The following is a 13,195-nucleotide window of genomic DNA, read 5'->3' as shown; positions in this document are numbered from 1 at the left end:
ATATACATCTATAGAAAAAATATTTCTATATTAGTATTAAATTAGAAATTAAATGAATTTTGACACATTAAACTCCGATATTACTTGCAATTGCACAATTGATGCAATTATAGATAATAATTCAAATTTTGCTTTAAAAATGAATAAAGGAATGATGAGAGACAATGATTTTAAAACATATTGGGAAAAAGGTAGAAGACCTGAATTGATGAATTGTACTCAAATTTGTTCTCATAAAGGACAATCTTTATCCATTGTAAACAATTCAATAGATTTAGAAAAAATAATTAATGTTTACAAACAACTTTTTCCGTTTTCGCCAAGTTACAGGACACATTGTGCTATAATCACATTAAAAGAAAATAGTGGTATGGTTAAATCAACACCAATTGAAATAAATCCATTCCATTACGATTTTTATAAAAGCGACGATTTCAATATTGAAAAAATTGAAGTCCACAAAATAATCTCATTATCTGATGTTTAAAATAAAAAAACATAAAACATTAATAAAAGATTTTCATAAAATTGTGAATAATAAACTTGTTCTTTTTAATGATGGAGATAACGATATTATATTTACAGGAACAAATTTATATGCAAATAGATTATTATGTTGCATTATGTTTGAAGATGATGAAATTGGTTTTTTAAGATATCTACACGTTTTAACCACTGAAGAACAATATAGTGAATTCATAAATAAGAAAATTTCATTCAGAAATATATTAGACATTAATCAAAGTGCGTTTTTGGTTGATGTAGATTACAATATGATAGAGATTGATTCAAATATTGTATCAATCGATGAAATACCAAGTGATTTCTTACCCTTATCAAATTCATTTTGTCCAGAATTTATATTTGAGCCTTCTTTTACTTATTCTTTAAGTATGGTTGGTGGTTTAGCAGATACACACAAAACTAAAGCACACGAACTTTCAAATGTAAGCACTCATTTTTCAGATTTCCTAAAGTCATCAACTACATTTTTAAATGATTTAGATTTTGAAAACAATATCTATGTGGAAGCATTAGAAGCTGGAAGTTTTAAAATAAATTTTAAAATTGAATACACTGAACCCCAGCAAATAGCGCTATTAAATGTATCAAAAGAAAACATTAATGATTTCATAAATGATTATTTTAAATACTTCTTTAATCAATTACCAGAAGAAAATAATAATATATTCAAAAACGAAATTGTAAATTCTGAAAAATTTAAAGAATTAGAAAATAAATTAGAAAAAATTTATGAAGAAAAAAGTGTTCTTCCCAAAGGAGGAGTTGAACAAAAACTAATTGATTTAATAAACTATTCCTCCAAAGAACTTGAAAAAATAGAATATCACGGAAGTTTTGACAGATTAAAATTCCAAAACATCACAAATACTGGACAAGAAATTCCTTTTGGAATAATAGACAATGATTTCATTTTATCTGTAAAAGACAAAATGTTTGATTTAAGTAATTTTGAGACAAAACCAATTATAGTTTTTGATGAAAGTCCTCAAAAATATAAAATACAAATTTATCTCTTTAGCATCGAATCAGGAAAAGGTAATGCTTATTATATGGATGAAAATGGAGTAATTTCTAAGATAATTATCCACGCAACAGGTAAAAGCAATTATGATAATACAATTTTTACTAGAGGAATGGATGACGGAAAATCATTTGAGATAACTGGTATTGCTAAAAAAGTAGATGGAAAAATAAAACAAATAACTTGTGAACTTTAAAACAAAGAAAAACATCTACTACCTATAACCATTTAACAAGATTTAGGACTTCAGATTAAATTTAAAGATTTTTTCTCACTTCTTTATTCCCAAGCATAACTGAAAGTATTTACTTTATTCATTTCAGATACCTCCTATCATTCCCCCATAAAAACACAAACATCGGGTTAGACACTCATTAAACCTAACCCAAAAGTTTGTTTTTCATCATCTTAACTTCAAGAAAACAGTCATACTTACTTTAAACTCCCCGTAGCTTTTTCCCAATCAAGCCATGAAAGGAGTAATTCTTTTTGCAATTCGTTATGGGTTAGTTTTAAATTTTGCAGTTGAATCTCTTTGTCGTTTAGCTCATTAAGTGAAATTTGGTCAAACGCATAACGCTCTTTATAAACGGTTAATGTTTCAGAGGTAAGCCTACAGTTCTCTAACACCGTTTTTAACTGTTGTAACGTATTGTTGTGTGCAGTAGAAGCATTTAGTGCATTGTATTTTTGTTTGTTAACCTCCTCAATGATTTGGTAGTTATTTTGTTCTTGCTGAAATTTTAATTGTTGAATCCTCTTCGCTGAATTTTCTCCAAAAAGAATCGGAAGCTTTAACGAAACGCCCACATAACTATTGCCATACCAACTGTTTTGCTTAAACGGATTTAGGTTATCTGCAAACTGATCGGCTCCCAAATACCCCTCAAAACTAACTATTGGATTGTGTTTTATACGTTCCATTTTTTGTTTGTTCTGCAAAACTTCATTTTCGGTTTTTAGCATTTCGATTTGTGGTAAGCACTCGATTAAATTTTCATCTACAGCAGTAATACCTTGATTCATGCTAAATTTTTCTAACTCCAATGATGCGGCATGAGCAGACTCCTTACCTGTTAGGTACAACAGATATTGTTTTAAAACCAAGGCGTTATTAACCGCATTACGGTATTTTTGAATCGTATTGTTGTGTGTTACTTTCGTATCGTTTAAATTAGCTTTTAAAGCCCTCTGATTGCGGTATTTTTGAGTTACTGTATTCAGAGTTAATTCAGTTCTAATAGTATCTGTAATAGCTGTTTTTATTTGTTCTTCGGCAAGCAATACATTAAAATATGCTTTTTTTACTTCGTAAGTCAATTCCAAAACAGCTTCTTTTTCATTGAGTATAGCTAATTTTTCTTGTAATTTCGACTCTTTAATTAATTTTGAAATCGATAGATCCAACAAAGGCTGTTGTACAATAACACCCGTTCGCTGCGTATAATTTGCTCCCATTTTTATGGCTTTTTTTGCAGCTGTTGGCAAATTAGAATCGAACTCCCCTACCGGAATAATATTTGATGCAATGATAGGATTATACTGATACTTGTAATCGAAGCTCACTCTTGGTAAATATTTTGCATTGAGCTCTTTGGTTTTTAGCTGATGAATTTCGTGAGCTGTTTTTAATGATAGTAGTGATTTCCTGTTGGCTTTGGCATCTTCAATAGCCGTATTTAAAGTCCAGACTGTGGTTTGTGCATTGGTTTTTAAAACAGAAGCCAACAGTATAAACACAATAAAACAGAGATGTACTGAATTGTTTTTTATCATAATAAATTATTTTTATCAGCCTCTAAATACTGAAGCGGGTTCTACATTTTTGATTCTTTTAATGGCGAATACGGCACCGAAAAGTGAAATTGAAAAGGTAATCAGGAGTATCGAAAAGATTAATATTGGAGTAAAATCAATCACTATTCCTACCTGATACATTCCGTTTTTAAAACCCATTAAGAAAATGAAAGCAATCAAAAAACCAACGATAGCAAACAAGGTGGCTTGTGTAAGCACAAGCTTTCGAATGTATGAATTGGTAGCGCCTATGGCTTTGAGAGTTCCATAATCTTTGATTCGGTCTAAGGCAGATGAATACATGGTTAAACCAATGATAAAAAAGCCTGCAATGATAGCAAACCCTACCAATGAGCCTGTGCTAGCGCCCAATCCTGTAGAAGCCAAAACACTTTCGACGGTGGATGAACTCAATGACGAGGTGCTCCAAGCTTGTACTCCGTAAATAGAATTATTAATCTGATTGATTACCTGATTTACGTCTTCACCTTCTTTTACATTGACCATTAGCGCACTTACGTTGGTTGAGGGAATGTTGCCATAATACCGTGCTCTATCTATTGTAGTGTACATTAAATAGCCTCCCCAGCCTCTTACGCCTTTGGTTTGAAGTGTAATAACAGCTCTTTTTCCATTGATTTCAAAAGTTGTTCCTACCTCCGATGAGCCTCCAAAATTATTACGATCAAAGTAATCGGCAGATACGCCTGATTCTTGTAGCAAATCCGAAAATTTCCCCTGCACTATTTTAGTACGATCTGGTCCTACTTTAAAATTAGGATATTCACTGCCAATAAGGTTTACATTGGCATTTGTGCCATCAGGGAATTTTGCTTTCCCGCTTGTTATCACAATAGGAAAAACCTCTTGTACACCAGGCAAACTCTTAATTTCTTTTTCTTTTCGAGTGTCCAATAAGCTCAATTGGTTAACATCTTTTGTTTTGTCATCAATAACCCAAATATCGGCATGGGTGTTTTTTACCAAAACACTCATCAATCCGGTTAAAAAATTAAAAGTTCCTATTTGTTGACCAATAAGAAACGTGCTTATTACAATTCCAACAACAACACCGATACTTTTTGTTTTATCAAAACGAATAAACTTCCAAGCAGTACTAATGATTGATTTCATATCCGGTTATTTATTGTTTTTCAACAGTCATATTACTCGATATCTGAATTACACATTCTATTCGAGCATTAATTAAATATTGGGTTTGATTGTCTAATAGAATTTTTATTTCTCGAACTCGTCTATCCTCTTGATCGCCTGCCTTTTCAGAAAAAAGCGATTTGCGCTTGAGTGCTGATGAAGTAAAAATTACAACACCTGAACCAATAGTGGTATTAGAACCAATTTGGCGAATAGTAGCTTTTTGTCCTTCTTTGATTTTATCGGCAAAGAGTTCGTCAATTTCACAAGTAGCAACCAATTTACTTTTGGGAATAAAATCTGCAAATGCCTGATGTGATTCTATAGCTGCTCCTTTTAGCGCATTCATGGTCATTATTTGCCCATCGCTTAATGCGGTTACAAAATAATACTCTAGCTCTTTATTTAGTACTTGTAGCTCTTGTTCGATTTCCTGAAGTCGGGCGGTTGTAGCACCAACTTGCAATTGTAGCTGCTCTATATTGGTTTGATAGATTTTGGTTTCTGTTTCCAGATTATCAACATTTTGTTTTGTCTCTGCTCCTTTTGAATATAAATTTTTCAATCGTTGCAACTCCAACTGCTTGTTTGATAGGTTTATCTTTTGCTCTTTTAGGTTGGATTGTGCGATATTAATTTCGATTTTTTGGGTCGCAATTCTACTTTTAATTTGTTTAATTTTTGCATCCTGAACCGCGTGATTCAATTCAAGAATCAAATCGCCTTTTGCAATCAAATCATTTTCTTTCTTGTTAACTTTTACAACAATCCCTCCTATTTCTGTGGCTAAAGGCACTATTTCCGCTTCAGGTTCAATTCGCCCTAAACCAACAATTTCTGTTGGAACAGCTTCTTTATGTTGTATGTTCTTTTCTAAATTTTCTTCTTCTTTCTTATTGCAACTTCCTAAAATCAGGAATACAAGAAACATCAAATACATTACTATATGCTTCATTATTTTTATTTTGGTTAATGATTGTCTGTGTGCGCTAAATCTATATTCTCCGTTGCGATTCCGTTATCAACATAAATAATTCGGTCAGCAAATTGTTTGAGTCGCATATCGTGTGTAACCACAATTACACTCTTTCCGTCTAGCGCTAATTTTTTTAATTCGTCCATAACCACACTTACGCTTTTTACGTCTAGAGCTGCGGTAGGTTCGTCGCAAAGTATAATTGGCGCATTGGTAACTAATGCCCTCGCAATGGCTACCCTTTGTTGCTGTCCACCACTAAGCATTTTAGGCAAGTTTTTCATTCTGTCCTGCATTCCTACCAACTCTAAGGCTTGCATAGCTTGTGCTCTGGCTTGATTATCCTTTATATTCATAAGCTGTAAAGGCATCATCACGTTTTCTAACGAATTAAGCGGTGATAATAAATTAAACCCTTGAAAAACAAAGCCTATTTTATTCAATCGCATAACAGACAACTGTTTCTCTGAAAGCGTATTTACCTGTTGTCCGTCAATAAAAACAGCTCCTCTGGTTGGATAAATAACACAGCCTAAAAGAGACAATAAAGTGGTTTTACCCGAGCCCGAAGGACCTATAATCAATGTGAGTTCGCTAGTGCTGAATTGCAACGTAGTGGCTTGCAAAGCGGTAATGAGCGTATCGCCTGTTTGATATTCTTTGCAAGCCCCTTTTATTTCGGCAATAATTCGTTTTTTAAAAATTGCTTCTTCCATAATTAATTCCGGGATTTATATCCCTTATTTTTAAATAATTAGTCTAGATTAATTGCAATCGTTGAATCATTTTTTGAAACTAGTATCGCACAATCCTTAAATGTAGGTGCACCACCATCTGGTTTAAAATTAGTACTGTTCCCTACTGGCTCTTTCGGAATACCTATCCAGTTAGTAGTCAGTTTTTTGTCGTTGTCCAAGTCTTGAAAAACGGTAATTGCATAAGTGCCTTTAGGCAAGTCAACTTGGAATTTTAAAGTCGATTGATTGGCTTTTTGAACCTTTGTGAGATAGGCCGTTTTTAGGAAGTTGTCTTTTTTGTCATACACATTTACCACAACGGTTCCTTTGTCTTTTTGAACATTGGTAACATCAATATTCATTTTTAACTGTTGCGCACTAGCCAAAGAGGTCGTGCCAACTACTAAGGCAGTTAGAATTGCTTTTTTCATTTTTTTAAATGGATTAGTTATTGAAATTATTTTGGAGAGCTAAGAAGTGAGCTCTTTTTCCTTAGCAATTGTTATTTGCCAAATCGGTAAGTCAGCATGAGTTTTCCGTACAGCGCTTCGTCAGCCTTGTAATTACTGATTGTTTTATTGTTAGAATCAAACAACTCATATTTGTTTGCAAAAGACAGTCCGCCTTGCAACTGAAGCCAGAAACTATCAAAAAGACGCTGGTTAATTTGCAATCCGCCATGAATAGCCGAATACTGAGCGTAATCGATCTCTTTTCCTTCGCTGTTTTTGTAGTTTTTTAGATTGTGTATTGTCCAATCTATTGATCCTGCCAGACCAAACTGAGTACTAGTACCAATATTGCGAAGAATGTTTACTCTAGGCCAGTAGGCTTGAGCAACCCATTTGCCGTTGTTACTCTTATAATCTATAGACACAGCAGGTGTTACCATAAAATTCCCGAAGTAGTACATTACATGAGGACCAATCCCGATTTCAAGATTTGATTTTCTTCCGAACTTTCTTGATATTCCTAAAATGCCATCCAACACCACATCGTCTGCTGTGAATGCTCCCTTAAAATCAGAAGCAACAATGGGTATAAGAACCCCAAAAGCTGCCCATCTGTTTGCAACAGGATACTTGATGACAATGGTGGGTTTAATCTCATTGATTTTATTCAAATAATTCGGATTAATCGACATATCCTTGTCAAAATCAAAATCCATTAATCGATAATTTATAGTTCCCATTATACTCGCTTTCCCGATTCTAAAAACTGGTATGGGGAGCCAAGCATCATAGGTCGTATAACTGAAATCGTTTTCTGAATACTGATTATCAGGAGATTGATTTTTGAAATTGCTATTGAAGTGTTTTGTCACAGAAACTCCCATAGCATCTGTAATTAATTGAGCCGAAACTCGATTGTGAGCACAAATAAGTACGATTAATACAACCAGATACGATAATTTTTTCAAAATAATAGTTATTAATGTTTACACCTAGAACCTAAGTCCTCTAAGATTTTCTTAGGGCAAAGATGCTATCAAAACATTAATTGATGCTAGGACGTAATTTGTCTTTACTCGGACAAATCGTGCATAAGTGAATTTCGGTATTGAGAAGGAGTTGTACCTGTTATTTTTTTGAAAAGACGCCCAAAATATGAAGGGTCTTCGTAATTCAATTCAAATGCAATCTCAGAGATATCTTTTGTTAGGTCTTGTAAAAGTATCTGACTTTGTAGAATGCTAATGTTATTAATCCATTCCTTTGGAGCAATTCCTGTGGTTTGCTTAATCGATCTATTGAGGTAGTTGATAGAAACGTTTAGCTTCTCGGCATAAAAAGAAACCGTTTTATTATGCGCATGGTACTTATACACTAGTTCTTTAAAAGTAAATGTAATTTCGCTCCCTCGATTGATTGTTTTTCCAAGGTCTTTGTTTGAAGAAATAATCTTTTGTAAACCTGCCTGCATCAGCGAATAACAGATTTCAAGATTGGAATTTTCATTGCGGAATTCTTGATCCAATAGGCAAAATAAAGAGTTCAGCCAGACACTTATTTCTTTTGGTAGTTTGATTACTGCATTAGAAGCAAAAATTTGAATCAGTTCTTGTTTTGAGAGAATGTGATTTAGGATATTTTCTTCAAATAAAACAAAATGTCCTGTTATGTCCTTATCAATCTCTTTAATCGCCGTTATATGCCCTTGCTTGATAAATAGAATATCATTTTCTGTAATCAATTTTGTTTCATTATCAATTTGTTGCTTCACACTGCCTTTTGTAATATGAACTATCGAATTGTAATTGGGTCTATAAAGGGGAGTTGGAATTTTTATATACTCTGTAGTCGCATTTAAATCATAAATCTGAATAGAAGTTTTTAAGAAATCGAAATCTAAAGACGCTTCGGTCATGAATTGACTAGGAAAATCCTCTGACGAAACTATTTTAATATCCTTATTCATAGCAGATTATATTGATTTTAAAATTAAGTGATTGCTTCTAAACTCTACAGCCAAGGTACATTTTTTTGGTTACCACTGCCAAATATACATTGTTATATGCAGTAAAATATTAAAAAAGAAAGTTCTTCTTTTTTTTGCTTAAATTAGCTATAATCAAGCTATTAATTAATCTCAAACCCCCATTTTATGAGAAGACACAAAAACCTAAAAAATAGTATCGTACTTTCTCTACTATTTTTAACTGCATCGATAACGGAAGTTTACCCTTGTACAAGAGTGGTCTATAAAGGTCCTAACAACAATGTGATTACAGCACGATCAATGGACTGGAAAGATGAAATTGATCCCAATATTTGGATTTTCCCCAGAGGATTTCAAAGAGATGGAAACGTAGGCAAAAACTCCGTTAAGTGGACCTCTAAATATGGAAGTGTCATTACCAGTGCTTGGGACATTGCTACTACTGATGGTATCAATGAAAAGGGACTCGTTGCAAATCTCTTATGGTTGGCAGAGACTCAATATCCAAAATACAACCCTCAAGGCAGTGCAAAAGGAATTGCTATCTCGGCATGGACACAATACGTCTTAGATAACTTTGCCACCGTTAAAGAGGCTGTAGACGAACTTAGGAAAGAAGATTTTGTAATTGTTTCTGATTATATCCCAGGTACAACTAAGTTTGCAACCTTACATCTTTCTATTTCGGATGCTTCGGGTGATAATGCTATTTTTGAATATATAGGTGGAAAATTGGTAATTCATCACGATGCCTCTTATACTGTAATGACAAACTCACCTATATTTGAAGAACAATTAGCCATCAATAAATACTGGCAAAGCATACCCGGAACCATCATGTTACCCGGAACCAACCGCGCTGCCGATAGATTTGCCAGAGCTTCATTTTATATCAATGCAATTCCACAAACTTCAGATGTGCGTACATCTATAGCTAGTGTTTTTAGTGTTATCAGAAATTGCTCTGTTCCTTTTGGAATTTCCTCTGAAACGGAACCTAATATTTCTTCTACAAGATGGAGAACTGTTTCTGATCAAAAAAACCTAGTTTATTACTTTGAAACTGTTCAAACTCCTAATACTTTTTGGATTGATTTAAAGAAAATTAATTTCAATAAGAAAGCTCCAATCAAAAAATTGAGTGTGAGTAAAAATGAGACCTACGCTGGAGAAAGCTCTCAGAAATTTATCACTACAAAACCATTTATATTCCTTGGTATATAAATAAAAACACCTAATATTATTTTGAGCTCTTTAAGAATTCAAAATAATATTAGGTGTAATAAAACTGTCTTGTTTTTATTTTATGCTATTAAATTAGAAACAACGATAACGAGTAATTTTTCGTTTTTTAGACAGTTCGTAACGAAAGAAAATTTCATGTGAACCCGAATTATAATTGGCTAATTTGGTTGTTTCAGCATCATAAGAATACCCTATTGACAAATTGTCTGATACCTGAAAGGCAACCATTCCACTTATAGCTGCACTCCATCGATAGGCTATACCAGCAGTAAATACCTCATCGAAGATGAAATTTGCGGATAAATCCATTTGCAAGGGAGTTCCTCTAACTATTTTTGTCAGCATAGAGGGCTTGAATTTTAAATTGTAATCCAAATCAAAAACATACCCTGCCATTAAATAATAACTCATGCGCTCTTTGACTACAAAACTCGATGCAGTGTTGTCGGCGCTTTTGTCATAATAACTTGTTTCTAACATTTTTGGAACCGAAAGTCCTACATAAGATACATCTGAATGCCAATAAACCCCTGCTCCTATATTTGGAGAAAACTTATTATCAATATTCCCTTGAAACCTTGGATCTGAAGGATCATAGACACTCAATTTTGTAAAATCTACATTTAATAAATTAGCTGTAGCTTTTAATCCAAAGGACAGTTTATATTCATCTGAAGTATTAATAGTATAGGAGAAATCAGCTGAAATAGAATTCTCAGTCATTGGTCCAATTTTGTCATTAATAATTGATGCTCCCAATCCTATATTGCTATATTCAATAGGAGCATTAATTGATACTACGTTCGTAATAGGGGCACCATCTAAACCAACCCACTGGTTTCTATGCGTGCCAAAAATGCTCATTACTCCGCGTGAACCTGCATAAGCAGGGTTAATAGATGTGGTATTGTACATGTATTGTGTAAACTGAGATTCTCTTTGCGCCCAAGTGGTATTGTATATAAATAGAATTAGTAGTATTACCCCTAATTTTGTTTTTTTAATCATTTAAATAATTTTAATTGTGCAATTAACGACTTTTAAACAAAAGAATACGGTTAAAAAATACCACAATAAGTCCTTTTTTCACCATCACATTGTGAGGTAAATAAACATGGGGAAGCCAAGTAAACACTAGGAAAAACAGTACTATAGAAGTAAATTTAAAAGGTATATTTTACAAAATTCTCAGAAGGCTTCTTGCCGAATTGTTGAAAATACTTTGAAGAAAAATAACTTAATGAGCAAAAATTCAATTCTTTTGAGATGTTCATTAATGATTCGAAATTCCCACTTTTAACAAGCTCATTTGCCAAAATCATTTTCTCTCTTATAAAGAAATTATTGGGTGTAGTAGCATACATTTTTTTGAATGATGTTGTATATTTTGAAACAGACATATTTGCCATCTTTGCCAAAAAAAGGATTCCAGGGAAATTTCCAGATAAATTATCTAATAAATATTCTTTGGTGATATTCAAGAACTCCACTTCTTTTACGGGCATATAATGAAGGCTTGAATCTTGATTAGAGTAGCGATCGATAAATATTCCTAACAATCTAAGTGCGATTCCTCTTAAATAGATATCAAATGCTGGCTCTTGAAAAGATTTGTTTTTAACAGTGTGCAAAATAAGCATGCTCTCACTATCAATAGTGTCATAAAAAAAAATGCCGTCTTTACTCTTTTTTGCTTTTCGTTTATCAAACTCACTTTTCGCATCGTTAATAACCGAAAAATTTAATAAATCTTTGGCAACCACTATTCGCATTGCAAAAATACGTTCTCCTACTAGCGGCTGAAGGATTTTGTCTTCAGCATTATCAAATACGCCAATTCCAAAATCAGCCTTATATCCAATTTCATTATTTGTCTCTTGAATATCAACCAAATTCATGGCATCATTAAAATTATAATGAATTATATACAAATCGTCTTCTGATTTATGTCTTCTAATTTTAATTGGCCTATTAAATTTTAAATCCCAAATTACAACTGACAACCCAGGAACAACTTCCGTATAATAGAAACTTCCATCTGCAATACTTTTAGGCATGAGTAGCAATTTGTCATCAATTAACTCCGCTCCAAACCGTTCAACTAGCTGTTTAGTAAATTGTTTTTGCCAATCAGCTGTTAAAGTATAGGTGTGATTAAGTTCTATCATCTACAATTGTTTAATAAAATTCTTTGGAGACATCCCAAATGAATCTTTAAATTTTGTAATGAAATACGAGCTACTAGCAAAATTTAATTCTTCTGAAACCTGATTGATTGTTAATCTCTTTTCTTCCAAAAGTCTCTTGGATTCTAGTAATTTGTTATTCATAAAAAAATGATTTGGAGTCATTCCAGTAATTTTTTTGAAGAGTTTTTTATATTTTGACACTGACATACCTACTTCTTGTGCCAAAAAGGGAATGCTAGGAAAAGCATTTTTTATGTTTGCTGTTAGATAAATTTTGGATCTTATAATATTAGCTAAGTCATTTTCATCAACAGTATCAATCACCATTTCATCAAGGACCATTTGTTCTATAAACTCTGCTATAAGATTTAGTACCGTTCCTCTTAAATGAAATTCAAACGATACTTCTCGTAGGTCTTTAGCTCTCAGATTCATCAGAAGATTATAGCTTTTATTGCTCATCCTTGTGAATCTAATTATCTTATTGATTTCGGAGTTCAGTAGATTGTCGATATGATTTTTAAATGGAGCGTTGTTTTGAAAGTATCCTTTAATAGCTTCTTTCTTTATAAATATGCAAAGGGCAAATGTTTTACTTCCGGGTTTTACAATATAGTCTGAACGCAACGCGCTATCAATAATAGCCATATTGTAGCTCCATCTTCCGATGCGATTTACAACATCATCTGTTAATAAGGCGGCTCTCCCCTCTGTAAGGTCATAATAGATTCCTATAAAATCATCTGTCTTGTTATCTTGGCTTAAATGAATTTCTGAATTATATTCAACATCTAAATATTGCACTGAAATATTAGGATCGCAATTTAAAACATACCTATTTCCTGTGTGAATATAATCTGGAACTAAAATAAAATTACCATCAACTTTTCCTTCTAATTCTTTTGCGAGCGGCTCAATCCAATCGAGCTCTACTCCATAATGATGTGTAATTTTTTTCATCGTATTCTGTTTAAATCTTTTCACAAAACAAAGCTCGTTTTGCATTACTATAATCTCAAAAAAAGTTGATTATTAATGGTGTAGTCCAATTTAATAGTATTCATGGAATAGCTATCATTAAAAATCATAGGGGGAGATTTTTAAACCGAGT

At 32.8% G+C, this 13,195-nt stretch carries 13 protein-coding genes; 3 read left to right on the top strand and 10 right to left on the bottom strand.

The features are described from left to right. The first annotated feature begins 52 nt into the window (after positions 1-52). Positions 53-487, top strand: a complete 435-nt coding sequence (locus LNQ49_RS22985; protein WP_229991270.1) for a hypothetical protein — start codon at positions 53-55, stop codon at positions 485-487. A 43-nt stretch (positions 488-530) separates the two neighbouring features. After that, positions 531-1,742, top strand: coding sequence for a hypothetical protein (locus LNQ49_RS22980; protein WP_229991269.1), 1,212 nt, complete (start codon positions 531-533; stop codon positions 1,740-1,742). 236 nt (positions 1,743-1,978) lie between these two features. On the opposite strand, the gene LNQ49_RS22975 is transcribed toward LNQ49_RS22980, so the two are convergent. The 7 genes from LNQ49_RS22975 to LNQ49_RS22945 form a co-directional block, all read right to left on the bottom strand. Next, positions 1,979-3,322 carry a TolC family protein gene (locus LNQ49_RS22975; protein WP_229991268.1) on the bottom strand — a complete coding sequence of 448 codons (1,344 nt, stop codon included), beginning with the start codon at positions 3,320-3,322 and terminating at the stop codon, positions 1,979-1,981. A gap of 15 nt (positions 3,323-3,337) precedes the next feature. After that, positions 3,338-4,477: an ABC transporter permease gene (locus tag LNQ49_RS22970; RefSeq protein ID WP_229991267.1), complete on the bottom strand. Its 1,140-nt coding sequence runs from the start codon at positions 4,475-4,477 to the stop codon at positions 3,338-3,340. A gap of 10 nt (positions 4,478-4,487) precedes the next feature. After that, positions 4,488-5,453, bottom strand: coding sequence for an HlyD family secretion protein (locus LNQ49_RS22965; protein ID WP_229991266.1), 966 nt, complete (start codon positions 5,451-5,453; stop codon positions 4,488-4,490). A 14-nt stretch (positions 5,454-5,467) separates the two neighbouring features. Continuing rightward, positions 5,468-6,190: an ABC transporter ATP-binding protein gene (locus LNQ49_RS22960; protein WP_229991265.1), complete on the bottom strand. Its 723-nt coding sequence runs from the start codon at positions 6,188-6,190 to the stop codon at positions 5,468-5,470. A gap of 38 nt (positions 6,191-6,228) precedes the next feature. Continuing rightward, positions 6,229-6,642 carry a DUF2141 domain-containing protein gene (locus LNQ49_RS22955; protein ID WP_229991264.1) on the bottom strand — a complete coding sequence of 138 codons (414 nt, stop codon included), beginning with the start codon at positions 6,640-6,642 and terminating at the stop codon, positions 6,229-6,231. 71 nt (positions 6,643-6,713) lie between these two features. Further along, positions 6,714-7,631, bottom strand: a complete 918-nt coding sequence (locus tag LNQ49_RS22950; RefSeq protein ID WP_229991263.1) for a DUF6268 family outer membrane beta-barrel protein — start codon at positions 7,629-7,631, stop codon at positions 6,714-6,716. Positions 7,632-7,735: 104 nt separating this feature from the next. Further along, positions 7,736-8,629 carry a helix-turn-helix domain-containing protein gene (locus LNQ49_RS22945; protein ID WP_229991262.1) on the bottom strand — a complete coding sequence of 298 codons (894 nt, stop codon included), beginning with the start codon at positions 8,627-8,629 and terminating at the stop codon, positions 7,736-7,738. A 186-nt stretch (positions 8,630-8,815) separates the two neighbouring features. Between LNQ49_RS22945 and LNQ49_RS22940 the strand changes: the two genes are divergently transcribed. Beyond that, on the top strand, positions 8,816-9,874 hold the full coding sequence (locus LNQ49_RS22940) for a linear amide C-N hydrolase (RefSeq protein ID WP_229991261.1): 1,059 nt from the start codon (positions 8,816-8,818) through the stop codon (positions 9,872-9,874). A gap of 93 nt (positions 9,875-9,967) precedes the next feature. Here LNQ49_RS22940 and LNQ49_RS22935 read toward each other — a convergent pair whose 3' ends face one another. The 3 genes from LNQ49_RS22935 to LNQ49_RS22925 all read right to left on the bottom strand — a co-directional run bounded on the left by LNQ49_RS22935 (position 9,968) and on the right by LNQ49_RS22925 (position 13,044). Beyond that, complete coding sequence (locus LNQ49_RS22935; RefSeq protein WP_229991260.1) at positions 9,968-10,903, bottom strand: PorP/SprF family type IX secretion system membrane protein; 936 nt, start codon at positions 10,901-10,903, stop codon at positions 9,968-9,970. A 155-nt stretch (positions 10,904-11,058) separates the two neighbouring features. Continuing rightward, on the bottom strand, positions 11,059-12,063 hold the full coding sequence (locus tag LNQ49_RS22930; protein ID WP_229991259.1) for a helix-turn-helix transcriptional regulator: 1,005 nt from the start codon (positions 12,061-12,063) through the stop codon (positions 11,059-11,061). Next, positions 12,064-13,044, bottom strand: a complete 981-nt coding sequence (locus LNQ49_RS22925) for a helix-turn-helix domain-containing protein (RefSeq protein WP_229991258.1) — start codon at positions 13,042-13,044, stop codon at positions 12,064-12,066. Positions 13,045-13,195: the final 151 nt, after the last annotated feature.

It is taken from the genome of Flavobacterium pisciphilum (assembly GCF_020905345.1).
Classification (GTDB): domain Bacteria; phylum Bacteroidota; class Bacteroidia; order Flavobacteriales; family Flavobacteriaceae; genus Flavobacterium; species Flavobacterium pisciphilum.
Note: the sequence above shows the minus strand (reverse complement) of the source record. Positions and strands in the feature narration are given on the sequence as shown.

Coding starts and splice junctions, on each gene's coding strand:
- LNQ49_RS22970 (WP_229991267.1), bottom strand. CDS start 4,477: ATGAAATCAATCATTAGTACTGCTTGGAAGTTTATTCGTTTTGATAAA.
- LNQ49_RS22985 (WP_229991270.1), top strand. CDS start 53: ATGAATTTTGACACATTAAACTCCGATATTACTTGCAATTGCACAATT.
- LNQ49_RS22940 (WP_229991261.1), top strand. CDS start 8,816: ATGAGAAGACACAAAAACCTAAAAAATAGTATCGTACTTTCTCTACTA.
- LNQ49_RS22960 (WP_229991265.1), bottom strand. CDS start 6,190: ATGGAAGAAGCAATTTTTAAAAAACGAATTATTGCCGAAATAAAAGGG.
- LNQ49_RS22945 (WP_229991262.1), bottom strand. CDS start 8,629: ATGAATAAGGATATTAAAATAGTTTCGTCAGAGGATTTTCCTAGTCAA.
- LNQ49_RS22935 (WP_229991260.1), bottom strand. CDS start 10,903: ATGATTAAAAAAACAAAATTAGGGGTAATACTACTAATTCTATTTATA.
- LNQ49_RS22925 (WP_229991258.1), bottom strand. CDS start 13,044: ATGAAAAAAATTACACATCATTATGGAGTAGAGCTCGATTGGATTGAG.
- LNQ49_RS22930 (WP_229991259.1), bottom strand. CDS start 12,063: ATGATAGAACTTAATCACACCTATACTTTAACAGCTGATTGGCAAAAA.
- LNQ49_RS22975 (WP_229991268.1), bottom strand. CDS start 3,322: ATGATAAAAAACAATTCAGTACATCTCTGTTTTATTGTGTTTATACTG.
- LNQ49_RS22955 (WP_229991264.1), bottom strand. CDS start 6,642: ATGAAAAAAGCAATTCTAACTGCCTTAGTAGTTGGCACGACCTCTTTG.
- LNQ49_RS22965 (WP_229991266.1), bottom strand. CDS start 5,453: ATGAAGCATATAGTAATGTATTTGATGTTTCTTGTATTCCTGATTTTA.